25 protein-coding genes and 2 pseudogenes are annotated in these 26,249 nt (G+C 44.3%); 13 read left to right on the top strand and 14 right to left on the bottom strand.

Annotation, left to right across the window (positions count from 1 at the left end):
* The first annotated feature begins 58 nt into the window (after nucleotides 1-58).
* Nucleotides 59-1,756: a M3 family oligoendopeptidase gene (locus tag ACHBHN_RS05420; RefSeq protein WP_394733763.1), complete on the top strand. Its 1,698-nt coding sequence runs from the start codon at nucleotides 59-61 to the stop codon at nucleotides 1,754-1,756.
* Nucleotides 1,757-1,784: 28 nt separating this feature from the next.
* On the opposite strand, the gene ACHBHN_RS05415 is transcribed toward ACHBHN_RS05420, so the two are convergent.
* On the bottom strand, nucleotides 1,785-2,132 hold the full coding sequence (locus ACHBHN_RS05415; RefSeq protein WP_044758877.1) for a helix-turn-helix domain-containing protein: 348 nt from the start codon (nucleotides 2,130-2,132) through the stop codon (nucleotides 1,785-1,787).
* Between the two features lie 155 nt (nucleotides 2,133-2,287).
* Between ACHBHN_RS05415 and ACHBHN_RS05410 the strand changes: the two genes are divergently transcribed.
* The 4 genes from ACHBHN_RS05410 (at nucleotide 2,288) to ACHBHN_RS05395 (ending at nucleotide 4,967) form a co-directional block, all read left to right on the top strand.
* The gene (locus tag ACHBHN_RS05410; RefSeq protein WP_394733762.1) at nucleotides 2,288-2,827 is read left to right on the top strand and encodes an NADPH-dependent FMN reductase; all 540 of its coding nucleotides are present in this window, start codon (nucleotides 2,288-2,290) and stop codon (nucleotides 2,825-2,827) included.
* 167 nt (nucleotides 2,828-2,994) lie between these two features.
* Nucleotides 2,995-3,615, top strand: coding sequence for a thioredoxin (locus tag ACHBHN_RS05405; RefSeq protein ID WP_208562574.1), 621 nt, complete (start codon nucleotides 2,995-2,997; stop codon nucleotides 3,613-3,615).
* Between the two features lie 14 nt (nucleotides 3,616-3,629).
* Nucleotides 3,630-4,031, top strand: coding sequence for a nuclear transport factor 2 family protein (locus ACHBHN_RS05400; protein WP_394733761.1), 402 nt, complete (start codon nucleotides 3,630-3,632; stop codon nucleotides 4,029-4,031).
* Between the two features lie 87 nt (nucleotides 4,032-4,118).
* On the top strand, nucleotides 4,119-4,967 hold the full coding sequence (locus ACHBHN_RS05395; protein WP_394733760.1) for a VOC family protein: 849 nt from the start codon (nucleotides 4,119-4,121) through the stop codon (nucleotides 4,965-4,967).
* A 26-nt stretch (nucleotides 4,968-4,993) separates the two neighbouring features.
* Here ACHBHN_RS05395 and ACHBHN_RS05390 read toward each other — a convergent pair whose 3' ends face one another.
* Together ACHBHN_RS05390 and pflA are read right to left on the bottom strand one after the other, a co-directional pair.
* Nucleotides 4,994-6,061 carry a glycoside hydrolase family 3 N-terminal domain-containing protein gene (locus ACHBHN_RS05390; RefSeq protein ID WP_394733759.1) on the bottom strand — a complete coding sequence of 356 codons (1,068 nt, stop codon included), beginning with the start codon at nucleotides 6,059-6,061 and terminating at the stop codon, nucleotides 4,994-4,996.
* 68 nt (nucleotides 6,062-6,129) lie between these two features.
* Entirely contained in the window at nucleotides 6,130-6,918 is a 789-nt protein-coding gene (gene pflA, locus ACHBHN_RS05385) for a pyruvate formate-lyase-activating protein (protein WP_105110643.1), read from the bottom strand.
* A gap of 313 nt (nucleotides 6,919-7,231) precedes the next feature.
* On the opposite strand from pflA, the pseudogene ACHBHN_RS05380 reads away from it, so the two are divergent.
* Nucleotides 7,232-7,879, top strand: a pseudogene (locus ACHBHN_RS05380) (ISL3 family transposase); the annotation flags it as partial.
* Between the two features lie 4 nt (nucleotides 7,880-7,883).
* Here ACHBHN_RS05380 and ACHBHN_RS05375 read toward each other — a convergent pair.
* The 8 genes and pseudogenes from ACHBHN_RS05375 to ACHBHN_RS05340 all read right to left on the bottom strand — a co-directional run.
* A pseudogene (locus tag ACHBHN_RS05375) lies at nucleotides 7,884-8,227 on the bottom strand (transposase); the annotation flags it as partial.
* 500 nt (nucleotides 8,228-8,727) lie between these two features.
* Nucleotides 8,728-9,879 (bottom strand): A/G-specific adenine glycosylase, encoded by a 1,152-nt coding sequence (gene mutY, locus ACHBHN_RS05370; protein ID WP_394733758.1) that lies wholly within the window; start codon nucleotides 9,877-9,879, stop codon nucleotides 8,728-8,730.
* A gap of 73 nt (nucleotides 9,880-9,952) precedes the next feature.
* The gene (locus ACHBHN_RS05365; protein ID WP_394733757.1) at nucleotides 9,953-11,701 is read right to left on the bottom strand and encodes an ABC transporter ATP-binding protein; all 1,749 of its coding nucleotides are present in this window, start codon (nucleotides 11,699-11,701) and stop codon (nucleotides 9,953-9,955) included.
* Nucleotides 11,670-13,406, bottom strand: a complete 1,737-nt coding sequence (locus ACHBHN_RS05360) for an ABC transporter ATP-binding protein (RefSeq protein ID WP_394733756.1) — start codon at nucleotides 13,404-13,406, stop codon at nucleotides 11,670-11,672. Before ACHBHN_RS05360 ends, ACHBHN_RS05365 begins: the two co-directional genes overlap by 32 nt.
* Before the next feature lie 4 nt (nucleotides 13,407-13,410).
* Nucleotides 13,411-14,397 (bottom strand): phosphate acetyltransferase, encoded by a 987-nt coding sequence (gene pta, locus ACHBHN_RS05355; RefSeq protein WP_170238547.1) that lies wholly within the window; start codon nucleotides 14,395-14,397, stop codon nucleotides 13,411-13,413.
* Between the two features lie 20 nt (nucleotides 14,398-14,417).
* Nucleotides 14,418-15,311: an RluA family pseudouridine synthase gene (locus ACHBHN_RS05350; RefSeq protein WP_105161141.1), complete on the bottom strand. Its 894-nt coding sequence runs from the start codon at nucleotides 15,309-15,311 to the stop codon at nucleotides 14,418-14,420.
* Nucleotides 15,311-16,129, bottom strand: a complete 819-nt coding sequence (locus tag ACHBHN_RS05345) for an NAD kinase (RefSeq protein WP_105110661.1) — start codon at nucleotides 16,127-16,129, stop codon at nucleotides 15,311-15,313. Before ACHBHN_RS05345 ends, ACHBHN_RS05350 begins: the two co-directional genes overlap by 1 nt.
* Nucleotides 16,113-16,784, bottom strand: a complete 672-nt coding sequence (locus ACHBHN_RS05340) for a GTP pyrophosphokinase family protein (protein ID WP_105110636.1) — start codon at nucleotides 16,782-16,784, stop codon at nucleotides 16,113-16,115. Before ACHBHN_RS05340 ends, ACHBHN_RS05345 begins: the two co-directional genes overlap by 17 nt.
* 81 nt (nucleotides 16,785-16,865) lie before the next feature.
* On the opposite strand from ACHBHN_RS05340, the gene ACHBHN_RS05335 reads away from it, so the two are divergent.
* From ACHBHN_RS05335 to ACHBHN_RS05310, 6 genes are all read left to right on the top strand, one after another.
* A complete protein-coding gene (locus ACHBHN_RS05335; protein ID WP_394731506.1) occupies nucleotides 16,866-17,441 on the top strand; it encodes a CYTH domain-containing protein in 576 nt (191 codons plus the stop codon).
* A gap of 112 nt (nucleotides 17,442-17,553) precedes the next feature.
* Nucleotides 17,554-18,525, top strand: coding sequence for a ribose-phosphate diphosphokinase (locus ACHBHN_RS05330; RefSeq protein ID WP_172059332.1), 972 nt, complete (start codon nucleotides 17,554-17,556; stop codon nucleotides 18,523-18,525).
* A gap of 15 nt (nucleotides 18,526-18,540) precedes the next feature.
* A complete protein-coding gene (locus ACHBHN_RS05325) occupies nucleotides 18,541-19,656 on the top strand; it encodes a cysteine desulfurase family protein (RefSeq protein ID WP_394733755.1) in 1,116 nt (371 codons plus the stop codon).
* A 1-nt stretch (nucleotide 19,657) separates the two neighbouring features.
* Complete coding sequence (locus ACHBHN_RS05320; RefSeq protein ID WP_105110632.1) at nucleotides 19,658-20,002, top strand: DUF1831 domain-containing protein; 345 nt, start codon at nucleotides 19,658-19,660, stop codon at nucleotides 20,000-20,002.
* A 1-nt stretch (nucleotide 20,003) separates the two neighbouring features.
* On the top strand, nucleotides 20,004-20,204 hold the full coding sequence (locus tag ACHBHN_RS05315; protein WP_105110631.1) for a DUF4649 family protein: 201 nt from the start codon (nucleotides 20,004-20,006) through the stop codon (nucleotides 20,202-20,204).
* A gap of 211 nt (nucleotides 20,205-20,415) precedes the next feature.
* Nucleotides 20,416-21,057: a redox-sensing transcriptional repressor Rex gene (locus ACHBHN_RS05310; protein ID WP_172009996.1), complete on the top strand. Its 642-nt coding sequence runs from the start codon at nucleotides 20,416-20,418 to the stop codon at nucleotides 21,055-21,057.
* Between the two features lie 44 nt (nucleotides 21,058-21,101).
* Here the strand turns inward: ACHBHN_RS05310 and radC are convergent, their stop codons facing one another.
* The 3 genes from radC to gyrA all read right to left on the bottom strand — a co-directional run bounded on the left by radC (nucleotide 21,102) and on the right by gyrA (nucleotide 25,057).
* Nucleotides 21,102-21,782, bottom strand: a complete 681-nt coding sequence (radC, locus tag ACHBHN_RS05305; protein WP_172059334.1) for a DNA repair protein RadC — start codon at nucleotides 21,780-21,782, stop codon at nucleotides 21,102-21,104.
* Between the two features lie 75 nt (nucleotides 21,783-21,857).
* A complete protein-coding gene (locus ACHBHN_RS05300; protein WP_167785651.1) occupies nucleotides 21,858-22,601 on the bottom strand; it encodes a class A sortase in 744 nt (247 codons plus the stop codon).
* Nucleotides 22,601-25,057 (bottom strand): DNA gyrase subunit A, encoded by a 2,457-nt coding sequence (gene gyrA / locus ACHBHN_RS05295; RefSeq protein ID WP_394733754.1) that lies wholly within the window; start codon nucleotides 25,055-25,057, stop codon nucleotides 22,601-22,603. Before gyrA ends, ACHBHN_RS05300 begins: the two co-directional genes overlap by 1 nt.
* A 192-nt stretch (nucleotides 25,058-25,249) precedes the next feature.
* Between gyrA and ACHBHN_RS05290 the strand changes: the two genes are divergently transcribed.
* Nucleotides 25,250-26,233: an L-lactate dehydrogenase gene (locus tag ACHBHN_RS05290; protein ID WP_105110897.1), complete on the top strand. Its 984-nt coding sequence runs from the start codon at nucleotides 25,250-25,252 to the stop codon at nucleotides 26,231-26,233.
* Nucleotides 26,234-26,249 lie beyond the last annotated feature (16 nt).

The raw sequence follows: 26,249 nt of genomic DNA, 5'->3' as shown, positions 1-26,249 counted from the left end.
TTGCCAAACGTTTTCAAAAAGAGTAAGATAGAAGGTAGCAATACAAAAGGAGAAACATATGAAATTTTCAGACTATACCTATGTCCGTCCAGATTATGAAACTATCAAGGCTCAATTTTCTGACTTGACAGACCAGTTGGCTCAGGCAAGTGACCTGGAAACAACTCGTACACTTGTGGCAGCCGTTACCAAATTACTCAACTTGGTCGATACCCAGTACAACCTCTGGATGATTCGTCATACTATCGACATGAACGATGAGTTTTACAATGAAGAAACCAAGTTTTGGAATGAATATTCGCCACTTTTTGAAGAATTGACCACCAACTACTACCGTGTCATAGTCCAGACCCCTTACAAGGAAGAGTTGTCTGACATCTTGCCAGAAACTTTCTTCATGCAGGCCGAGAACAAGCTCAAGACCTTCTCATCAGACGTCATTCCATTACTGCAAAAAGAAAATGAATTATCTGATGAATACAGTAAACTGATCGCTGGTGCAGAGATTGATTTCCAAGGTCAGACCTACAACCTGGCACAAATGGGGCCATTCGGTCAATCAACCGACCGTGAAGTCCGCAAGGCTGCTTCTGCTGCTACAACTGCCTTCTTTGAAAGCAAGGAAGCCGACTTTGACCGTGTGTACGATGAATTAGTAAAGGTCCGCACGGAAATCGCCCACAAACTCGGCTTCAAGGACTATGTAGAATACGGCTACCTCAAGATGAACCGTTTCGATTACAATCGTGACATGGTCAAGGTGTACCGTGAAGAAATTCTCAAGCATATCGTACCGATTGTGCAAAATCTGCGTCAACGCCAAGCCAAACGCTTGCAAGTACCAAGCCTGAAACACTACGACCTCAATCTTGAGTTCTTAGACGGCAATGCGGTCCCACAAGGTGACCCCGACTTTATCGTCAGCCAAGCCCAAGACATGTACCGTGAATTGTCAGCAGAAACAGGCGAGTTCTTCGATTTCATGATTGAGCATGAACTCTTGGACTTGGTTGCAAAACCAGGCAAAAACAGCGGTGGTTACTGTACCTATATCCCTGACTTCAAGAGCCCATTCATCTTCTCCAACTTCAATGGAACCAGCGGTGATATTGATGTCTTGACCCACGAAGCAGGTCACGCCTTCCAAGTCTATCGTTCGCGTTGGATTCAAAGTCCAGAAGTTGTTTGGCCAACCTATGAAACCTGTGAAATCCACTCCATGTCTATGGAATTTATGACCTGGCCTTGGATGGACCGTTTCTTCAAGGAACAAGTCGATAAATATAAATTTACTCACTTGGCAAGTGCCCTTCTCTTCTTGCCTTACGGTGTCTTGGTGGATCACTTCCAGCACGAAGTCTATGAACACCCAGAGATGACTCCAGCTGAACGAAAGGCGACTTGGAAAAAACTCCAAGACCTCTACTTGCCAGACCGTGATTATTCTGAATCAGAAGCCCTCAACCGTGGTATCTTCTGGTACCGTCAGGGGCATATCTTTGCCAGCCCATTCTACTACATCGACTACACCTTGGCTCAAGTCTGTGCCCTCCAATTCTGGAAACGCACGCAGGTGGACCATGATGAAACTGCTTGGGAAGACTACATCCGCATCTGTGATTTGGGCGGCACCAAGTCCTTCTTGCAAGTGGTTGAAGCCGCAAACCTCCAATCACCATTCAAGGAAGGTGCCCTTGAAAGTACAGCCAAGGCTGCTGCTAGTTGGTTAGATGCTGTTAAGGATAGCGACTTATAACATACAAAAATCTGAATGAGATATGAACTCATTCAGATTTTTTTGCTTTGACAAAGTCGATGTACTTATCCCCAAAAACTTCAATTTGCTCCAAAACCAACTTAAATTCCTGACCAATCTCGCTCAGTTCATATTCCACTTTTGGCGGAACCTGTGCATAAACCTTCCGAGTGATTAAACCATCATCTTCCAGCTGACGTAACTGCTTGGTCAAGGTTGCTTGGGAAATCCCTGTCAATCGTCGATGCAATTCATTAAACCGAATGGGACCTTCTTCGATATGATGTAGTAATAAGATACTCCATTTGCCAGATAAGACACACTGAGTGGTCACATAAGGACACTCCGGAACTGTATGGTGTGTGAAAGTCGCCATAATTTCTCCTTTATTTTCTCTTGATACTATATATTACTTCACAAAAAGATAGTGACTATTCAAAAAAATCGTACTTGTTTTATTTTTAGTACCTGTTACAATAATACCATAAACTGCGAGAGCAGGGAAGAAAAAATTGTTAGAGGTATAACATCATGAAAAACATTCTATTTATCGTCGGTTCATTACGTGAAGGTTCATTCAACCACCAAATGGCAAAGCAAGCTGAAAGCATCTTAAAAGGTCAAGCAACTGTATCTTATCTTAACTATAAAGAAATCCCGCTTATGAACCAAGATCTTGAAACACCAGTCTTGCCAGCTGTCCAAGCTGCACGCAATGCGATTATGGCTGCAGATGCTATCTGGATTTTCTCACCGGTTTACAACTTTGCAATCCCTGGGACTGTGAAGAACTTGATTGACTGGCTCAGCCGTTCCCTAGACTTATCAGAAACACGTGGCCCATCTGCCCTACAAGACAAAATCGTTACTGTATCATCTGTTGCCAATGCTGGACACGACCAAATGTTTGCTAGCTACCATGCACTCCTACCGTTTGTTCGTATGCAAGTCGTTGGTGAGTTTACAGGTACAACTGTCAATCCAGAAGCATGGGGAACTGGACAGTTGGTATTGTCAGAGGAAGCCATCGCCGGTCTGCAAGCGCAAGCTCAAGCTTTGTTAGAAGCTTAGATTCTACAGATCAATAAACATCCTTCTATGACCTTTATCGAGTTGAAGTTGATAAAATTGCAGAACTCTGGGATCTTGTTGTGCCAATCGAAGAAGATTCCAAAACTTCCAATAGCAATGGTAAATTCTAATCAAAAACCAAGAAAATAAGATGAAAGAAAATTAAAATGAAACTATATTACATTATCGATGCTTATTGTGGTTGGACCTACGGCTTTAACCACATTTTCACAAAATTCATGCAAGACCATCCTGACATAGAAATAGAGGTCATTAACGGAGGCTTGTTTGTCGGAGATAACAAAAAGAAAATGGCTGATTTCCAGCAGGCACAGACCATCAACAAACAAATCGAAAGCTATTACCAAATGTCTTTTGGCGATAACTACAATCAATTGTTTAAGGATAAGGACTTTACCATGGACTCCCTCGGTCCGGCTAGAGCCTACTCAGTCTTGAAAAACTATGTTGAGACACCTAACCATGCTCAGCTAACATTAGACATTCAAGCCTTATTTTTTGAAGAAGGGTTAGATCTCAGTCAAGCAGACAGTTACACCAGCCTAATCGGTAGCTATCAGTTACCCACAAAGGCTATGGAAGAACTATCAAGCATCTTGAATCAACCAGAAAGTCTACACCCTGACTTTATCAAGGCTTATGAAATGGGGGTAACCTCTTTCCCAACCTTGTTACTTGAAAAAGACGGAAACTTCTTTAATCTTATCAATAAAGTTCGCACAGTAGACGATTTGGAAAAAAATTTCCAAGAGGCAGTTGCTCAATAGAAAAGAAAATACCTATGTCAAAAAATCAATTATATAAAAATATTTTAGAAGAGACTTATCTAGCTACTGCTCAAGGTCGAATAGAAGATTTCAAAAGCCATTTGGCTGCTGATGTCTCTTGGACAGAAGCTGCAGGCTTTCCCTATGCTGGTAACTATATCGGTCCAGATGCAGTGATTGAAAACGTCCATGCAAGACTAGGTTCTGAATGGACCAATTATAGTGCCACACCTGTTGATTACGCCTTTTCAGGAAACCGTGTCATGGTTTACGGCTACTACAAGGGGACCTACAACCTTACTGAGAAATCCTTTCAAGCAGATTTTGTCCATATTTACGATTTTAATGCTGAAAATAGAATTACACACTTTATCCAAATCGTAGATAGCGCACTTGTTGAGAAAGCTATGAGATAAAAATCAATTTTCTAAAGTCTATTCGTCACACATTAACTAAGTAACTCGAAAATTCCTATAAATTGTATCAGAAAGCTAGGTATTCCCATGTACAATTCCCAATTTGAACTGGGCCATGTCGCCCTCAACGTCCGCAATCTGGAACTCCAAAGCCTGTTTTACCAACAAGTCTTAGGTCTCCAAGTTCTCTCCCAAATTCCTAACCAGATTGACCTAGGCGTTGGAAAAAACATCCTTATTCGACTTATTCAAACAGAGCAGAAAGGCGAAGTTAGCCACAACTACGGACTCTACCACTTGGCCATTGTCCTACCTAGCCGTGAGGACTTAGGCACCATTTTCCGCCACTTTATCGACAATAAGATTCCCCTCCAAGGTGCCAGCGACCACGGTTACAGCGAAGCCATTTACCTAGCCGACACCGAAGGCAACGGAATCGAGATTTACCGCGACCTCCCGCAAGACTCTTGGGATGTCCGACCAGATGGACGAATTGTTGGCATCACTGAGCCTATGGATGCTGAAACGATCTATACTTTAGGAAAAAAAGCAGACGCAGCCTATCAGATGCCCCTTGGCAGTCGCATGGGTCATGTCCATCTATCTGTCCGAGAAAGCGCTGCTTCTAGCCGTTTTTACCAAGAGGTCCTAGCTGTCGAGGATAAATTCTCCGTCCCATCTGCAGCCTGGTTAGCTACTGGCGACTACCATCACCACCTAGCAGTCAACGAATGGGGAGGAAAAAATCTGAAAACTAGACAAGAAGGCATGCCAGGACTTGCCTACTACACTCTAGTCTATACAGACATTCAAGCCTTCCAAGCCACCATTAAACGTGCCCAGACCGCAGGACTTGACCTGCACCTTGCCACCCAAGAAGTCGCCTTTGTCGATGTGGACGGCATCAGGACCCGATTGGTCTACCAAACGAAATAAGAGGTTAGACAGATACCTAACCTCTTTTATTTTATCAAACCTAAATCGTATTTCATCCCCAAAATCCGTTCCACTGATTGCTCAATGCGGTCCTCGCTTAGTCTTCCTCTTTTTACCTGGTCCAAAAGATAGGGAATCTGACTCGTAAAGTTGGAAGACAAAATCATATCCGCCCCCGCCTCGATTGCCTGAAGGGCTGCTTCATTTTGATCAAGAAATTCTGACAAACTCAATTTATCAAAATCATCTGTCAAAATAACCCCTTCAAAGCCCAGCTCCTGACGTAAAATAGCCATCACTTCAGGTGATATAGAGGACGGTTGGTCCGAAACAGCAGTCAGAATAATGTGACTGACCATGACTGAGTCCGCTCCTGCTTCAATCCCTGCCTCAAACGGTAAGAAATCCTGCTTTCTCAATTCATCTACAGGACGGTCATCATAGACCAGCCCCGTAATCGCATCACCCGTCTCACTCGAACCAGGGAAATGCTTCAAGGTAGATAGAAAATTTTCTTCCTTGAGCAATGTGACGACCTCACGAACGTAGTCAGATGTTGTCATGGCATCCTGGCCTAGTGTCCGTTCATAAATGGGTGAACTGGGATTGGTTACAACATCAGCAATCGGGAAAAAGCCCGCTGAAATACCTAAATCCTTTAGAACCGAAACCTTGGATTTTGCTCCCTCCAGGACAGCATCCAAACCTCCCTCATCATACAATTCCATCGGTGATGCAAAAGGTTCTTTCAAGATTGGACTAATTTGACTAACAGCTCCTCCCTCCTCATTGGAAGCCAAAAGCAAGGGGATATTGGAGGCTTTTTGATAGCTTGCCAAGTCTTTTTTTAGCTGACTCAGCGACTTACCTTCTACATCTTTGGATTCCAGCATATAACCTCCTAGATAATAGGCCCCAACAATCTGTTCAGCCTCTTGCTCAGGAATATGCCCTAAAAATAATTGACCAATCTTATCCTCTATAGTCATACCTTCCATCATTTGATTGATAGTCCTCTGCTTCTGTGTCAGACCACTATCAACAGCTGGGGATTCCATCTTATCAAAAACAATCCAACCACTCAGCAAGGTCATCAAAAGAAGGCTAACCACAGAAAATATAGCGAAGTTTTCTTTGTTCTGAATAAATCTATCTTTCTCAATCATCCTCTAATCCGATTCAAATAATCCTGATAAGACTCCGTCTCCATCAAGGTCTTTGCATTTTCCACACGCGCCCTAGTCGGCGGCTTTGTCCCCTCCAGCGGGTAAGGTCTCCCCAACTCTCTCCACTTAAATTCACCTAAATTGTGATAAGGCAGAACTTCAAAGCGCTCGACATTGTTCAAGGTTTTGACAAATTTGCCCAACTCAACCAGGTCCTCATCTCGGTCTGTCAATCCTGGAACCAAGACATGTCGAATCCAAACAGGCTTGCCAATATCCGATAGGTAACGAGCACACTCTAAAATAGTTTTATTACTATGACCTGTAACAATACGATGCTGGTCAGGATTGATTTCCTTGATATCTAAGAGCACCAAGTCGGTCACTTCCATGAGACGGTTGTATTTTTCCAAATAACGCTCAGTCGAACGGAAGGTCAGGGCACAGGTATCTAAAGTCGTATGGATGCCTTTTTCTTTTGCCAGGGTAAAGAGAGCAATCAAGAAATCAATCTGAATGGTCGCTTCACCACCAGACACCGTAATCCCACCTTCCTTGCCCCAGAACATCCGAAAACGCAGAGCTTCTTTTAGGACATCCTCAGCAGTACGCTCGGTTGCTGCCGGGTTAACCAAATCCCAGGTATCAGGATTGTGACAATACTGGCAACGCATGTGACAGCCTTGCATGAAGACCACAAAGCGAACACCAGGTCCATCAACTGAACCAAAACTTTCGGTAGAATGAACTAGACCGGTAACTTTTCCATAATCAATCTCTGTCATTGGCTTTTCCTCACTTTTTACTATGATTATTATATCACAAAAAATGAAAACGCTCTATATTTTCTGAATGAATAAATTGACATCCCGTCACTACACACCAAAAAACCACCCACAAAACTAGGCTCTATAAGACTGTAGTGGGTAAATCCCCTCTGGAGATTATGGAGCCTTTTTGAGTGTAGAAAAAAAGTCCCATATGACCTATAATGAAAAGCGTCTAAATCATCATTAGAAAGGAATCATATGGAATAGATAAACAGTCAGGGAAGTGACTGTTTATCCCCGAGCCCAGAAATAATAAAGCGAGGATAGTATCACAAACTTACTGGGAACGAAAGACCCCAACATCACTATTTTGGACTATGAGGACTGCACTTATCACAAGGAAATTCTTGCCAAACTGGATTATTTAGCTCCTAAATACCACTCTTGTCATGATCAAATGACTAAATACGATTTCCAGAAAACCTCTAAAATTCCTTACTTAGAGTGTGCTGGTTACCGAATTCTCATTCGCCTGAAAAAGCACCGTTTCCGCTGTAAAAATTGCGGAAAAATGGCTGTCGCAGAAACCTCTCTGATCTAGGAAAACCACCAAATCTCAACCATTGTTCACCAGAAAATAGCTCAACCTCTCATTGAAAAACAGTCTATGACCGACATCACTAAGCGTCTTGCCATCTCTCTACCTCAACTGTCATTCGCAAGCTAAATGAGTTCCAATTTAAAACCGACTGGAATTGGTTGCCTGAAAATATGAGCTGGGAGTCAAACAGTCTGGGGATAGACTGTTTGAGCTAGTTTCAAGAAAGGAAAAATGAGTTTCATCGCTCAGAATTTTGACTCGCTAAAAGTCATTACAATCCTTGACGGACGCACACAAGCCACAATCAGAAATCACTTCCTGCGCTATTCCAGACAAGCTAGAAATCGTGTTAAAGTCATCACTATGGACATATTTATACTCAACTAAAATCAAAAATAGCCAAACTCCAATCTCTACGTACAATTGATTTGAGTTGAGAAGGAGATAGGTTTTGAATAACCTCTTGAAGTTTATCAATAACCTCATTCAAGCTTCTAAATATCTTATTCTTGAAACCACGTTTGCGGATTTCGGCCCAGACTTGCTCAATAGGGTTCATCTCTGGTGTGTAAGGTGGAATAAAGGTAAATTCTATATTCTCAGGGATATTCAATGTCTGAGATTTATGCCAGATGGCATTGTCCATGACTAGAATAATGTAGTCATCTGATAAGCTTCTGACAATTGGTGCAGAAATTCATTCATCCAATCACTATCACAACCGCTTCTGCTCGGTCACTAACCCAATCAATGACTTGTGGTTGGAAGAACCTATAAACTCAAAAACCGAGCTTCGTTTGAAACTCGGTTAGTGGTTATTATCAGGAAGGTCCGACTCCAGAAGTTAATGATTAAAAACTAATATGCTTCGATTGCTACCCATTTTCTATTAATTTTCAATTGTCTAAAGTGTGGAGATTGCTTTATTTTTTACAGTGTTCTAAATATAATATCCGAAAATCAATCAATGACTGACGATCTTCTCTGGAAATACCAGGTCGGTATTTCCCAAGTTTGAACGGGCAGCAAGCCAATGAAAATAAGGTTGTGAATAAAGAATATCATAAATAGATGGGTGGAACTGAAGCAGACCTTCCTCTAGTTACTGCCTTAGGGGGCAATAGCTAGTTTGCGAAAGAATAAATGAGAACATCTTTCTATCTACAATGTTAATATAACACTTTTTCAAAATAAATTCAAATAATTGTGTGCAAAAAACAAACTTATTTTTTAAAATTTTTGTTAAACTCATCCCACATTTTCTGCTGTGGCTTGGCAAAGGGATAGGTATGGAAATCTTCAACCGAAACCCATTTTAATTCACGATTAGCTGGTAAATCCGACTGACTTGCCACTCCTTCTATCAACTCAATCTGCCATTTGCGGTGGCTGAAAATATGCTGAACGGTCTCAAATTCTTGCTCCTGCCAGTCAATAGTCAGACCATATTCTTCTGTAAAGCGCAGCTTCATATCAGGCTGCTCCGGCTCTTCTGCCACTTCAAACAAGGAAACTTGTTTGGCTAGGATAGCCCCTTTTTCCAAAAGCGGAAAAGACCAAAATCCTGATAAGAGTCCAGCGTCGGTATTTTTCTCAAGGAGAAATTGATTATCCTGATTGCGAATGAGAAAGCCTTGATAGGCGACTGGGACAGGCTTTCTCTTGGGTACCTTGATAGGATATTTGTCCATTGTGCCATTGAGATAGGCTGCACTAAAGTCCTTCACGGGACTTTCTTCTGGCCGTGGATTGGCAGGCGCCTCAATATCTGAACCCAAATCCATCAGGGCTTGGTTAAAGTCTCCCGGTCTAGCTGGGTCAATCAAGATGTCCATCATGGCTTGAAAAATCTTGCGATTCGCAGGGAGACCAATGTCATAATCCACTTCAAACAAACGGCTGAGCACGCGCATGACGTTGCCGTCTACCGCAGGCTCCGGCAAACCGAAGGCAATACTAGAAATAGCACCAGCTGTGTAGGGACCAATGCCTTTTAGACTGGAAATTTCTGCGTGTGTCTTGGGAAAGGAACCATCGAACCGTTCAACCATATCTTGGGCCGCTTTTTGCATATTGCGGACACGAGAATAATAGCCCAACCCTTCCCACAATTTGAGAATGACTTCTTCCGGTGCCTCTGCCAAGTCTCTGATAGTCGGCAGATGGTGGAGAAAGCGCTCATAGTAAGGAATGACCGTATCCACACGCGTCTGTTGCAACATAATCTCCGACACCCAAATGGCGTAGGGATCCGATGTTCGTCGCCAAGGCAGGTCTCGTTTGTGCTCATCATACCAATCAAGAAGAGCCTTGCGAAAGGCGACAATCTTCTCTTCTGACCACATGTCAATTCCATATTCTTTCAAATCTAACATAATTCTAGTATAGCACAAAGAAAGGGAGCTAGCTGTGACTAACTCCCTGTCTGTAGTATGAAATGTTGCTTACCTACTGTTCAGCAGCCTGCTGGCTCATCTGCATCTGGTAATAAAAACCTTGCGCATCCATCAATTCCCTATGATTGCCTTGTTCGACAATTTTTCCATCTACCATGACCAAAATCAAGTCAGCTGATTGGATGGTTGATAGGCGATGGGCAATGATAAAGCTGGTCCGTCCTTGCATCAATTTGGCAAAGGCTTCTTGAACCAATAACTCCGTCCGTGTGTCAATCGACGAGGTCGCCTCATCCAAAATTAAGATTTTAGGGATTTTGACAAAAACGCGCGCAATCGACAGCAATTGCCGTTGACCCTGCGATAGAGAGGCGCCGCCATCTGTCAGGACAGTATCATATCCTTGGGGCAATTGACGAATAAAGAAATCCGCATTGGCTGCCTTGGCCACCTCGATAACCCATTCCCTAGTCGCATGAGGATATCCATAGGCAATATTTTCATGGATAGTTCCTGATTTTATCCAGGTTTCTTGGAGAACCATGCCAATCTGCCGCCGCAAATCCTCTCGGCTGTATTGGGAAATAGGCACACCGTCCAGGACAATCTGACCAGCATTGACATCGTAAAAACGCATGAGCAGATTAATCATGGTCGATTTCCCTGCGCCAGTCGGACCAACAATAGCCACCTTTTGACCAGAGGTAACATCAATCGTCAGGTCCTCAATGAGCGATTTTTCAGGCTGATAAGAGAAAGATACATTTTCAAAGGAAATAGCCCCCTGCAACTGATCCGAGTCAATTGTCCGCTCTGCCCTATCCTCTTCGCTAGCTAGATTAACAAGGGCAAAGAGCCTGTCTGCACAAGCTAAAGCGCTCTGCAATTCCGATAGGACAGAAGAAATATCGTTAAAAGGCTTGCTGTACTGGCTGGCATAGTTGAGAAAGGTAGTCAGAGAGCCGACTGTAAAGGTCCCCTGCATGATGCGAAGTGCTCCAAGACCTGTCAAAAGCGCATAAATCAGGGCATTGACAAATCGGGTAGTCGGATTAACCGTAGACGAAGCAAATATTGCCTTCTGCAAATAATGAGCGTAGTCGCCATTGACCTGCTGGAACTGCTTCTTAAACTGGTCTTGGGCATTGAAGGCCTGCACCAGACTGAGCTGGCTAATGGTCTCCTCTAAGAGCTGAGCTTGCTGCCCACGCGCCTGGGTCTGGCGACTGTAGTAAGTATAGCTCTTCTTTGCAATAAAACGCGCCACAAAAAGAGACAGTGGGGTCAAGGCAACAACCAAAAGCATCATGACAAGATCCAAACCTGCCATGGTAAAAATGGTCAAGAGAATGGTCAAAATTCCAGCGAAAAACTGGTTGAAGACCATCAAAAGACCGTTAGTCAGCTGTTCACTATCACTGGAAAATCGTGCAACCAAGTCCCCCGTTGACTGCCTATCCAGATAGGAAAGGGGCAACTGGTGCAATTTGACATAGACCTGCTCCCGCAAGTCTGCCACCATATCATAGACCAGGCGATTGGTGACCAAGGGCAGATACCACTGGACCAGGCCATTGGCCAGAATGACGACAAACATCTGCAGCAGAATCTCCAGCAAGACCTGGCTATCTGCTACCAAGACCGCGTCGACTGCCCGACCGATAAGGATAGGAAGATAGACGGTCAGAAGGACCTGAGCCAGTGTCGCCAGCAAGAGCAGAGTCAGACGAATGGGCTGTTTTAGGACCAGTCCCGTCAATTGATGCAGACTAGTTTTCTTCATGGCTGCTCTCCTCTCCATGCTGGGATTGGTCAATTTCACGGTAAATAGCAGAGCTTTCTAGCAAGTCTTGATGACGACCTAGCCCCACCTGCTGTCCCTGGTCCAGCACCAAAATTTGATCCGCCGTCTTCAGGCTATTGGTCCGTTGAGACACCATAATCAAGGTTTGGTCAGGCAATTCCTCCTTGATAGCCTGCAAGAGACGGCTCTCTGTCAGATAGTCCAGGGCCGACGTCGCATCATCCAAAATCAAAACAGGTGCTTCTTTCAAGAGAGCACGCGCAATGGTCAACCGTTGCCGTTGTCCACCGGAAAAATTCTTCCCAAAGGCTGCTACAGGACTATCCAAACCGCCCTTTTCTGCCACAAATCCATCCGCCTGAGCAATCTTCAGGGCCCACCAAATGCGTTCTTCGGAACTATCAGCCAGTCCCAAGGTAAGATTTGAGCGGACAGTTCCAGCAAAGAGCTGAGCCTGCTGGGCAACGGTGGCACAATTAGCCCGCCAGGTTTTGAGATTCACAGGACTCTTTCCATCAATAAAGTACATCAATTGATTAGCTGGCATCGGATAAAAGGCCTGTAAGAGATTGACCAAGGTCGTCTTACCAGCACCCGTACCACCGATGATGCCGATAAACTGACCTTTCTTTATCTGAATAGAAATTCCTGACAGGGCCTGTTCAGCAGCATTGGGATAGGCAAAATCCAGCTTGTATAGTGCAAAAACATCAGCTGGGTCATTGGCTTGCAGGACTGGCAGAGTGCCTTCCAGGTCTTCGGATTCTTGCTTGAAAATTTCCTGAATCCGTTGACCAGCGATATAAGACTGGTTGATAGATGAGACAACCATGACCATCTTGACTAGCTCCGCCAAGATTTGCAGGAGATAATTGATTAGGGCAATCAGCATCCCTTGCTCTAGCAGATTGTTAGAAATGGCTAGATTTCCTTGCCAAATCAAAATCATCAAGGTCGCATTAACCACCAGAAAAGTCAGTGGCGACAGCAGGCTAGACCAGTAACCAGCCTGTAACTGTCTATTTTTATAGGCCAGATTGAGGGCTTGAAAATGAGCAACTTCTCTCGCTACCTGGCCAAAGGCACGAATGACTCGCCAGCCCGTAACCGTTTCACGCACCTGCCCTACCAAGCTGTCCAAATCTCTACGAATCGATAAGAGATAGCGGCTGACAGCCGCCGTAATACCTGCCACAATCACCAGCAAAACAGCAATCATCCCCAGAAAATAGAGAGAAAGGCTAGGACTGATATAGAAGGCCATGAAGAGAGCACCAAAGACCACAATCGGAGCCCGTAGAAACAGGCGCAAGAAAATATTGATTCCTGCTTGAATCTGCAAGGTATCACTGGTCAAGCGCGTCAAAATTGATGAGCGGGACAAAGTATCCTGACTAGCATGCGGCAAAGATAAGACTTTTTCAAACAGGTCCTCTGTCAACTGCTTGGTCACCCCAACTGCTGCCTTGGCTGAATAATATTGCCCTAAAATAGATACTAGAACTCCCACAATTGCCAATCCTGTCAGGAGTAAAAGCATAGCAACCAGGTCTCCCTGATTGCCATGTGGAATAATAGTATCAACGATATGGGCAATAGCCAAGGGAACAAGGAGTTCAAAGCAGGCCTCCAATAGTTTGAATAGAGGAGCTAGTGTAACTTCTTTCAGGTAATCCCTGACATATCGTAGAATAAATGTCATAAGCTTACAAAGCGTCTACAGCCTGAGCTGCTGTGATAATACCAAGTTTGTAGACGTCTTCTGAACTACAACCACGAGAAAGGTCGTTGACAGGCTTGTTCAAACCTTGCAAAACTGGACCAACTGCTTCATAACCACCAAGACGCTCCACTACCTTATAAGTAATATTCCCTGCTTCAATAGCCGGGAAGACAAAGACATTGGCTTGACCTGCTACTGGACTTCCAGGTGCTTTCAAACGAGCTGTATCTGGAACCAGGGCAGCATCCATCTGCAATTCTCCATCAATCAATAGATCTGGACGAAGTTCCTGAGCCAAGCGAGTTGCTTCCACTACCTTATCAACACGTGGACCTGAACCTGACCCTTTTGTTGAGTATGAAATCATAGCCACTTTTGGATCGATTCCAAATGTCTTAGCAGTTTCTGCTGATTGGATGGCAATCTCAGCCAAGGTTTCTGCGTCTGGTTCAATGTTAATTGCACAGTCTCCAAAGACAAACTTGTGCTGGTCTTTAACCATCAAGAAGACACCTGAAGTACGTTTTACACCTGGTTTTGTCTTAATAATTTGAAGGGCAGGACGTACAGTATCTGCTGTTGAGTGGATCGCACCAGAAACCATCCCTTCTGCTAACCCCATTTGCACCAACATCACACCAAAGTAGTTGACATCACGCAAAATTTCATCAGCTTGCGCTTCATCAACCTTGCCTTTACGAAGTGTTACAAATTCATGTTTCATAGCATCAAAGTTGGCATAATTATTTGGGTCAATAACCGTAATACCAGGGTTTGAGAAACCAAAGTCTGTCAACAAAGTATGAACATCTTCCGGCACACCAAGGATGATAGGCTCTACCAAACCTTCAAATTTCAAACGAGCTGCTGCACGCACGACGCGCTCATCTGTACCTTCTGGGAAAACAATACGTAGTTTTTTACCTACGATTTTTTGCTTCATTTCACCAAATAAATTCCGAATTTCCATTTAAATTCTCCTTTTAAATATTATTTATTAGTTAACGATGTAATAACAGCCTGAAAATCGTCTGGAAGTGGAGCTTCCAAGTAAATCCTTTGGGCTGAGAAAGGATTGTCAAAAGCCAAATTGTGACAATGCAAGGCCTGACGTTGAATACCACATTCTAAACTGCCACCATACATATCATCCCCTAGCAAAGGAAATCCAATGTGGGAAAAATGAACACGAATCTGGTGGGTTCGACCAGTGTGCAACTGAATGTCCACCAGGTGAATGTCTCCCCAGGACTGGACCACCTTATAGGAAGTGTGGGCATATTTACCCGTCTTAGTCACACAACGGGTAATAATACTATCTTCCGGTCGACCAATCGGAGCAATAATATCCCCTTCCTGTTCCAAAACACCTCCCCCCTTAACTAGGGCATAATAGCGTTTGTGAATCAGCTTGGCCTGCAACTGCTTGTCTAGGCGGGCATGGGCATAGCCGTGCTTAGCAAAGAGCATGACCCCAGACGTATCCCTATCCAGACGAGTCACTATGTGGACCTGCTTGTTTTCATAGTCCTGCTCGACCAAGTAACCCTTGACAAAGTTGGCAATGGTCGACGAATGAAGACTGCTAGGAATGGAGGCATAGCCAACCGGCTTATTGATAGCTAAAAAATGGTCATCCTCATAGACAATGTCCAGGGGAAAGGAAATAGGTTCCAAACTACCTGTCAAATCCGCTTCAGCTGGTATATCAATTGTAACTCTATCGCCAATATCAAGCAAGTAAGTAGCATTCTGTGGCTGGTCGTTAACCAAAATAGCTCCACCAGTGTACTTGATTTTAGCCAGCAATCCCTTGGACACCCCGTGTTTCTTCAGGAAGGTCTTGATTTTGGTGTGCTGGTCGGCTATAAATTCAAACCGCATTACTCCACCTCGCCGATAAAGGCATCTTTGACCCGATTCCAAAAGCTAGTATGGCTGGGCGATGCGACAAAATGGATTTTACTATTGTCAATCTGGTATTCAATGCTCTTAATATTGTCGTAGACATAGGTCTTATTGTCCACTGCAATAGAATAGCGGTCATCATGCTGGGGCTCGATAACAATCTTGTCCTTTTTCGGTACTACGACTGATGACCCCAGCGTCCGGTAGACCCGATTGTTCAGACTGGCCACTTCTGCAATCTGCAGAGCCTCAATAGTCGGATGAAGGACAGCGCCCCCCAGCGACTTATTGTAGGCCGTTGAACCAGTCGGTGTCGATACCGATATGCCATCCCCACGAAAACGCTCGAAGGGAACATGGTTGATGATAATATCAGCCACCATGGTCTTGGTCAGGCGCTTGATAGTCGCCTCATTGAGGGCACGCGCCGTGATTACCCGGCCATCATTGAGTTTGACCTTGACATTAAGAATGGGATAGGAAACACGAGCTCCCCTGTCCAACTTCAAATTCTCTACTAGCTTGTCCACTTCAAAATCCCGATAATCCGTGTAAAAACCCAGATGCCCCGTATGAATACCGACAAAGCGGACCCTATCGATGAGTTTCTCATACTTATGAAAGGCCGATAGGAGCATGCCATCTCCACCAATGGAAATGACAATATCTGGATTCTTGGGTGTGAGGATAAAATTCGCCTCTTTGAGCTTGGTCCAAAGTTCCTTAGACACCGCCTCACTCTTGGGATTTCGGCTGGCGAGCAGAGCGATTTTTTTTCTATCTGTATTCTTCATCTGAATCATCACTATTTCCGACACCGTCATTCAGCTTGCGGTGGGCAGGGTCAAAAAGAGCCTGAGCCTCCTGAATGTCGTTGCGGATTTTACGCATCTCCTCGTCTAGTTCGTAGGCAATCTTGGCTGTAATTTCCAGCCGTTTCTTGATTTCCTCAGGGAAATTTCCCTTATACTTGTAATTAAGCGAATGTTCAATAGTCGCCCAAAAGTTCATAGAAAGTGTTCGAATCTGGATTTCTGCTAGGACGGTCTTGCTGCCATTGATCGTATCCACCGGATACTCAACGACCACATGATAGGAACGATAGCCCGATGCTTTCATGTACTTGATATAGTCCCGCTCATGGACAATCTGCATGTCCTTGCGCTTGCGCAAAATAGCCAAGACCTCCTCAATGTCATCCACAAACTGGACCATGATCCTCAGACCGGCAATATCCTGCATGTCCTGGGCCAGATTTTCTAGCTTGATATGCCGCAGAGCCATCTTTTCCTGAATAGACTCGATAGGCTTGACCCGCCCCGTCACAAATTCAATGGGAGAATGGCGGTTAAACTTGCGGTACTGCTTTCGAATACCACGCAGCTTAATTTTCAACTCCCCGACAGTCTGAATATAGGGGTCTAAAAATTCTTCCCAATTAAACTCCATACGGCTCCTTTCTTGTCAAATCCTATAAATTGTATTAGAATAACACAAAGATTATTATACCATATGAAAGGGGTTTACAGTATGAAAAACCATCTGGAAATTGAGTACAAAACATTATTAACCAAATCTGAATATCTTCGACTGCTACCCGATTTCGCAGATGTCCAGCCTGTCATGCAGACCAATCATTACATAGACACGCCGGATTTAGATATGAAAAGCAACCGATTTTCCCTCCGTATTCGGACCTTTGAGGACATGGCAGAGCTGACCCTAAAAATTCCCCAGGAGATTGGCAATCAGGAATACAATCAAGCTCTAGACATCGATACTGCACGACAATTGCTGACCAATTTTCAACTGCCAAAAGGACAGATTACTGACATCATTTCAGCCACCGATGTCCCTCTTGATAACCTAGCCGTCTGGGGTAGCTTGACCACCAAACGCTATGAAAAAGAGACCTCTATCGGTCTCATGGCCCTGGATGAAAATGACTATGCCGGCTTTCTTGATTATGAACTAGAGGTTGAAGTAGCCGATGCCGAAGAAGGCAAAATCCTCTTTGACGACTACCTAAAAAAACAATCCATCCAATTCAAATACGCCAGCAGCAAGGTCGCCCGCACCGCAGCCCAGATAAAATCAGCCCAATAAGGCTGATTTTTGACTTTACTACTGAAAATTGTCCGTTTTTTTGGTAAAATAAATCTATCTATGTTTCATTGCTTTTATGAAAAAGTAGGGTTATAAAAAGGAGTTAGTCAAAATGGTACAACCACTTGGTGAACATAACATTAAATTATTCTCTCTCAACAGTAACCGTGATATCGCTGAAAAAATTGCAGAATCAGCCGGTATTCCTCTTGGAAAAATGTCTTCACGTCAATTTTCTGACGGTGAAATCCAGATTAACATTGAGGAATCAGTCCGTGGTGTTGATGTCTATATCATCCAATCAACTAGCTACCCAGTAAACAATCACTTGTGGGAACTCTTGATTATGATTGACGCTTGTAAGCGTGCCTCTGCCAACACCATTACCGCTGTCATGCCGTATTTTGGCTACGCTCGTCAAGACCGCACAGCCTCTCCACGCGAACCAATCACTGCTAAACTAGTAGCAAATATGTTGGTAAAAGCCGGTGTCGACCGCGTTCTAACCCTGGACCTCCACGCATCACAGATTCAAGGTTTCTTTGATATTCCAGTGGATAATCTCCTGACAGAGCCACTCTTTGCGTCCTACTACATGGAAAAAGGCCTCTGCAACGACGATGTGGTCATCGTTAGTCCCAAAAATTCAGGAATCAAGCGCGCTCGTAATATCGCAGAATTTTTGAATGCACCGATTGCTATCATTGACTACGCCCAAGACGATTCGGAACGTGCCGAAGGCTATATCATCGGTGATGTTGCTGGGAAGAAAGCCATCCTGGTCGACGATATTCTAAATACAGGCCGCACTTTCTCTCAAGCATCCAAAATTGTTCAAGACGGTGGTGCAACTGAAATTTACGCCGTTGCCAGTCATGGACTTTTCGCTGGGACTGCTGCGGAACTCTTGGACAACTCTCCTATCAAGGAAATTTTGGTCACAGACTCTGTTGCCAGCAAGGAACAACATCCTAATAATATTGCTTTCATCACGGCTAGCAACTTGATTGCTGACGCTATCCACCGCATTCAAGAACACCAGCCATTGAGCCCACTTTTCAAATTTAACAGCCCACTTAAATAAAACTAGGAGTTACACTTGATTTATTTAGATAATGCAGCTACGACTGCCCTGTCACCGGCTGCCCTAGAACGGATGACGGAAGTCGCTGCAGACATCTATGGCAATCCGTCTAGCATCCACGGTGCTGGTCGCAAGGCTAATCAGGTTCTCAGACAGGCACGACAGGATATAGCTGATATCTTGTCGGTCCGTCCTGATAACTTAATCTTCACATCTGGAGGCTCTGAGGCCAATAATTTAGCCATTCAAGGCTATGCTCTGGCCCATCAGGACAAGGGCAAACACCTTATCACTACTGCCATTGAACACCATGCAGTCCTCCATACCATGCAGTATCTGGAGGAACGCTTTGGCTTTGAAGTGACCTATATCCAGCCAATCGACCAAATCATCACAGCCCAGCAGATCAAAGATGCACTTAGACCAGACACCATTCTGGTTAGCAGCATGTTTGCCAATAATGAAACTGGCCAACTGCTCCCTATCCAAGAAATTGGACAGTTACTAGCAGACCACCAGGCAGTTTTCCATGTTGATGCAGTGCAGGTCATGGGAAAATTGCCTGTTCAGCCTGAAAAACTAGGAATTGATTTCCTATCTGCTGCTGCCCATAAATTTCATGGCCCAAAAGGTATTGGTTTCCTCTATTCAAGATTGCCTAAATTTGATGCACTCATACATGGCGGTAAGCAAGAAAATCAACATCGTGCAGGAACAGAAAACCTCCCTGCCATTGCAGCGATGGCCACAGCCCTCAAAGAGCAAACTGCTAAAAGGGACCAAGATCTTCAATACATCACTTCCCTAAAAGAACACCTCATCTACCACCTGGCCGACACCGACTACTACATCAATCAAACTGGCGACCACCTTCCTCATATCATCAATCTTGGCTTTCCTGGTCAACTCAATGAGCAGGTGCTCATGCGCCTAGATCTAGCCGGAATCGCAGTTTCAAGTGGTTCTGCCTGCACAGCAGGTGTTGTACAAAACAGTCATGTCCTTGAGGCTATGTATGGAAAAGATTCTCCACGACTGAAAGAATCCATCCGCATCAGTTTCTCAGAAAGCAATACGACTACTGATATTGATGCACTCATCACTGAATTACACAAGATAATAGGAGGATAAAATGGCATTTGAAAAAACTGTACGCTTAAAAGATTGTAACTTTACCTATCATATCAGCTCGGGTATCAAAAAATACACCCTGCGTGACAATACCTTTGAGCAAACCAAGGCTGGCCACTATCAGCTGGAACGCCTACTAGAAGAAGTTCCCAATTCTGGGCAAGGTTTCCTATTAAAAATTATCATCAACCAAGATTTGACTGGTTTCAAAATCAACATCACAGACAAGTCTGGTCTTCGTTTGATTAACATTTTCAAACCAGGCAGCAATCCAGTTATTCAGGAAAAATTCTACTTCCTCATGGATAGCCTGGTCGACCGAGATATATTTACAAAAGAGGCCTAAGATGATTGAAATCTACTACACTGATGCCTACAAACTAGAACGGGTTCAACAATTTGATAATCTGGATGAGGCTAAATTGGCCTTTGCAGGCTGTGTCACCCTACCAGATTATTACCCTGTTACCCGCATTCTCAAGGACGGACAAGCTCTTGACTTCCAAGGCACCGTCGGAGACCTCTATCGCTATTTTCAAACCCTATAGAAAGACCGAGTTGTTTGGTCTTTTTTTCAAATCAATCTGTTGATTTTTTCACAAACATAGACTAAAATAGAAGAAAGAAGTGAATTAACAAACAAGCTGATAGTGATGTTATCGGTTTTGCAATCCCTTGCAAATTTTTGATACGATTTACAAAAGATTGTGAAATCTATCTGACCAGTAACCGGTGTCCTACAGCTAGAAGGAGAAAAGAGTGAAGAACATAAAAAACGCTGACATCCCCCGGGCCACGGCCAAGCGACTTTCCTTATATTACCGCATTTTCAAGCGATTCCACGCTAGCAATATTGACAAGGCCAGCTCAAAAGATATTGCAGAAGCTATCGGAATTGATTCTGCAACTGTCCGCCGTGATTTTTCTTATTTCGGTGAACTAGGTCGCCGTGGTTTTGGCTATGACGTCCAAAAATTGATGGAATTTTTTGCTGAAATTTTAAATGACAATTCCATCACCAACGTTATGCTCATAGGGGTTGGTAACATGGGACGTGCCCTACTCCACTATAAGTTCCACGAGCGAAATAAAATGAAGATTGTTATGGCTTTTGAAGCAGATGATAATCCAGCTGTGGGCACAGTTGATGAATCTATTCCAATCTATGCCATTTCTGAATTGAAGGAACGGATTGCCGAGGCTGATTCACAAACTGCCATATTGACCGTCCCAAGTGTTAAAGCCCAGGAAGTAGCTGATGTGCTCGTTGAGTCCGGTGTCAAAGGAATCCTCAGCTTCTCACCAGTTAACCTCTCTGTACCAAAAGATGTGGTTGTCCAATATGTGGATTTGACCAGCGAACTGCAAACACTCCTTTATTTTATGAGAAAAGGCGAATAAGAGAGCAAAACAGAGTTAGTTTCGACTAACCCTGTTTTTTGATACTAAAATAATTCACTCTCTTCCCTGAAAGAATAATAGTCCTTCTGCCCGACAATGAGATGATCCAAGAGAACCAGACCCAAAGTCTCACAAGAATCCTTTAAATTTTTGGTAAAGAGCAAATCGTTTTTACTCGGCTGTACAGAGCCTGACGGATGATTGTGAACGATGATAATCGAGGTCGCCATACACTTGACTGCATAGTGCAAAATCTCCCTGGGCTCTGCAATACTGCGATTGACACTGCCGATAAAGACTGTTTTTTGGTGGATGACCTGATTCTGAGTGTTGAGATAGAGGGCGACCAGATGCTCCTGCTTCTGCTGTCCAATCTCCTGAATCATTTTACGCCCCAGTTTTTCACTACCCAAAATACGATCGTTGAGCAAAATCTCAGACTGATTGATGCGCTTACCAAGCTCAATCATGGCCTTTATCTCAATCGCCTTGACCCGACCAATCCCAGTCAAACTCTGCAATTCCTCAATAGACAAATCCCTTAGAGCCGCCAGATTTTCCAGCTGATTGTGTAGATTGTTGGACAAGATAGAAACCGGCTCCTTTTTTGTACCCGTACGGATGAAAATAGCCAGGAGTTCCTGGTTACTCAGGCGTTCCGGCCCCAATTCTAACAAGCGTTCACGGGGCATCAGTGCTTCTTCCTTAAAATCAATTTGATACATAAAATCCTCCTCACCTATCTGTTCGTAAAAAAAATTGAAAAAAGGATAGAAATTCTACCCTTTTGACAAATCAATTTATAGTTGAACCTGATTATATGTTTGTTCAAAGTATTTGAGTGTTTCGCCATCAGCCTGGTCATAAGGAATCACTTCTTCTAAGTCGCCCTTAACAATGGTCCGCATGGTGGCAGCCAAGTCTTCACAGGTAACCAGCGTAATCTCATTTTGCCCTTCAACATCATCGATGACATAGACACTATCAGGCGTCACTGACTGAACACTTTTCACGTTATAAACGTAGATGTTTTCCTTGTCAGTCAAATAAATCTTCATCCCCTCTTTGGCATTTTCAAGAGGAGAAAAGAGAGTTTCACTGGCTCCAGCCATACCAAAAATATGGTGGCTGGCTAGCGAATAGTTGCCTTTACCCATTTCTTGCGTTTCTTTCATGGTGCCCGCTCCATACATGAGGGCAACGTTTGAAAGACCTTTGAAAATTGGCAAGTTAATCTTCAAATCTGGGATAGCAATCCCTCCAATAACTGGCAGCTGCTGCGCTTCCCACTGGGCCTTCATAACAGCTTCCGTAGAGATAGATTCTACTTGAGCAAAATCAAATGTAGTGTCCACCTCTTTATTGCTAGCAATTTCTTCCTTGGATACTTTGGTTACCTGATACTTATTACTGTTCCAGGCAATCATCATATTGCGGATCGATGTGTTGAAAATCAAGGCTAGCGAGATGAGCATTAGGAGACCTATTGCAAGATTTCTCAACCATGACCCCAGTCTTGCTTTCCTTTTCTTATCCTTTGTCATTACTTATCCTCTTCTTCCGTATTTTCTTCGTCTTCTGCAGCATCAACCAGTGCAAAGGTCATGATTTTCGCTTCCTGATCCAGTCTCATTACCTTGACACCCATAGTCGAACGACCTGTTTGCGAAATATTGGCAACGCTGGTCCGAATAATGACACCTGTATCTGTAATCACCATGATGTCCTCAGTGCCTGACACCGTAATCAATCCAGCCAATGGACCATTCTTTTCTGCCACTTTCATGGTGATAATTCCCTTACCACCGCGACCTTTTGTCGGATACTCACTCGCAGGCGTCCGTTTGCCAAAGCCCTTCTCGGATAGCACCAGAACTTCCTGGTCATCGGAAATCATGGTCGCTCCGACCACCTGGTCACCGTCTCGCAGGGTAATCCCTTTGACACCCGTTGCAATACGGCTCATACCGCGGACAGCTGTCTCCGTAAAGCGTACAGTATAGCCAAACTTGGTTCCCATAATGACATCTGCCTGACCATCTGTCAAGAAAACATTGATGAGTTCATCATCTTCTTTCAAATTCAGAGCCTTGAGACCATTTTGGCGGATATTGCCAAATTCGGACACGCTGGTACGTTTGACAATCCCCTGACGGGTCGCAAAGAAGAGATAATGGCCATCTTCCTGCTCCTTGGTCACATTGATAATGGTCTGGATGGACTCATTTTCCTCCAGTTTGAGGAGATTGACCACTGGCAAGCCCTTGGCGGTCCGACCGTATTCAGGAATTTCGTAACCTTTCAGACGGTAAACACGGCCTTTGTTGGTAAAGAAGAGCAGACGGTCATGGGTGCTGGTTGACACCAGTTCACGGACAAAGTCGTCGTCCTTGACACCTGTCCCCTGAACACCGCGTCCACCACGTTTCTGAGCGTGGAATTCATCCTGGGCCAAACGCTTGATATAGCCCTGGTTTGACAAGGTAATCAAGACATCTGCCTCTTCAATCAAGTCCTCGTCTTCTAGTGACAAGACCTCACCGACCATCAATTCTGTCCGACGTTCATCCGCATACTTGCGCTTCACTTCGTCCAGCTCTTCCTTGATGATGAGAATCACACGCTCTGGCTTGGCCAAAATATCCGCCAAATCAGCAATCAAAGCTATCAATTCATCATATTCAGACTGAATCTTATCACGTTCCAATCCTGTCAGACGACGGAGACGCATATCCAGAATAGCCTGGCTCTGACGCTCTGAAAGATTGAATTTGGCCATCAATTCTGCTTGGGCAATAGCATCCGTTTCCGAATTGCGGATGATACGAATAACCTCGTCAATATGATCCAGCGCAATCAGCAAGCCTTCTAAAATATGGGCACGTGCCTCAGCCTTCTCCTTGTCAAACTGGGTCCGACGGGTTACTACTTCTTTTTGATGCTCGATATAGGATTCCAAAATCTGACGAACAGAAAGGATTTTCGGAACACCATTTTGAATAGCCAACATGTTGAAACTAAAGTTGGTTTGGAGCTGGGTCTGCTTGAAGAGATTGTTCAAAATCACGTTGGCAGAGGCATCACGACGCACCTCAATGACGAAACGAACACCCTCACGGTTGGACTCATCACGGACCGCGGTAATACCGTCAATCCGTTTTTCCTGCACCAAGCGAACGATATGTTCTTGAACCTTGGATTTGTTGACCATGTAAGGAAATTCCGTTACAACAATCCGCTCACGGCCATTGCCATATTCTTCAATCTCCGTGCGCGAGCGCAGGGTAATCGATCCCTTACCAGTCTCGTAAGCACGGTGAATACCTGATTTACCCATAACCAGGGCTCCCGTTGGAAAGTCAGGCCCCGGTAAAACCTCCATAATTTCACGAGTGGTGACTTCTGGATTGTCCATAACCAGCTTGACCGCATCAATGGTTTCACCCAGATTATGCGGCGGAATATTGGTTGCCATACCAACGGCGATACCTGTCGTCCCGTTGACCAAAAGGTTGGGGAATCGTGCTGGCAATACCTCTGGCTCACGCTCGCTGGAATCATAGTTGTCCGCGAAATTAACGGTATTTTTGTTAATATCACGCAACATTTCTAACGCAATCTTGCTCATCCGAGCTTCAGTGTAACGCTGGGCAGCGGCACCGTCCCCGTCCATGGAACCAAAGTTCCCGTGACCATCAACTAACATGTGGCGATAAGACCACCACTGGGCCATACGGACCATGGCCTCATAGATGGCAAAATCCCCATGCGGATGGTATTTACCCATAACATCACCCGTGATACGGGCAGATTTCTTATGGGGCTTGTCGGGAGTGATTCCCAATTCGTTCATTCCATACAAAATACGGCGATGAACCGGCTTAAGACCGTCACGCACATCTGGCAGTGCACGAGAAACAATGACACTCATCGCATAGTCAATGAATGAGCTTTTCATTTCGTTGGTCAGATTCACCGTCACTAAGTTTTTATCTTGCATTCTATGCCTCATTTCAACTGCATTCTTACTACTATTATACCATATTCTGGGGCTCTTTTCTGACTTGGGAATTGCTATGTAAACATTTTCAAGTCCCTATTTCCAAGTGACAAACCACAGGAAAAGTGCTAGAATGGAATGTGGTCAGGGGACAACATGCCCCCTAAATAAAACTAAGGAGATGTTTAGAAGATGACTGCAACTAAACAACACAAAAAAGTGATCCTTGTCGGTGATGGTGCCGTAGGTTCAGCTTATGCTTATGCCCTTGTCAACCAAGGTATTGGCCAAGAATTGGGTATCATTGATATCAATAAGGACCGTACACAAGGTGACGCAGAAGATTTGAGCCACGCTTTGGCCTTCACTTCACCAAAGAAAATTTATTCTGCTGAGTACTCTGATGCTCACGATGCTGACCTTGTTGTATTGACAGCAGGTTTGCCACAAAAACCAGGTGAAACTCGCCTTGAATTGGTAGAGAAAAACCTCCGTATCAACCAACAAATCGTTTCTGAAATCGTTAAGTCTGGTTTCGACGGTATCTTCCTCGTCGCTGCTAACCCAGTTGATATCTTGACTTACTCAACTTGGAAATTCTCAGGCTTCCCTAAAGAGCGCGTTATCGGTTCAGGTACTTCACTTGACTCAGCTCGTTTCCGTCAAGCCTTGGCTGATAAGATTGGTATCGACGCACGTTCAGTTCATGCCTACATCATGGGTGAGCACGGTGACTCTGAGTTTGCTGTATGGTCACACGCTAACGTTGCTGGTGTGAAATTGTACGACTGGTTGCAAGACAACCGCGATATCGATGAGCAAGGTCTTGTTGACTTGTTTGTATCCGTTCGTGATGCTGCTTACTCAATCATCAATAAAAAAGGTGCTACTTACTACGGTATCGGTGTTGCCCTTGCCCGTATCACTAAAGCAATCTTTGATGATGAAAATGCTGTACTTCCATTGTCAGTTTACCAAGCTGGTCAATACGAAGGTGTTGAAGATGTCTTCATCGGTCAACCAGCTATCATCGGCGCACATGGTATCGTTCGTCCAGTAAACATCCCATTGAACGAAGCTGAATTGCAAAAAATGCAAGCTTCTGCAAAACAGTTGAAAGATATCATGGACGACGCATTTGCTAACCCTGAAATCGCAGCTGCAATCAAAAACTAAGATAAAAAAGATGAGT

Source organism: Streptococcus sp. A22, assembly GCF_043674215.1.
GTDB lineage: Bacteria > Bacillota > Bacilli > Lactobacillales > Streptococcaceae > Streptococcus > Streptococcus suis_V.
This window is presented reverse-complemented; position numbering and strand designations above follow the sequence as displayed.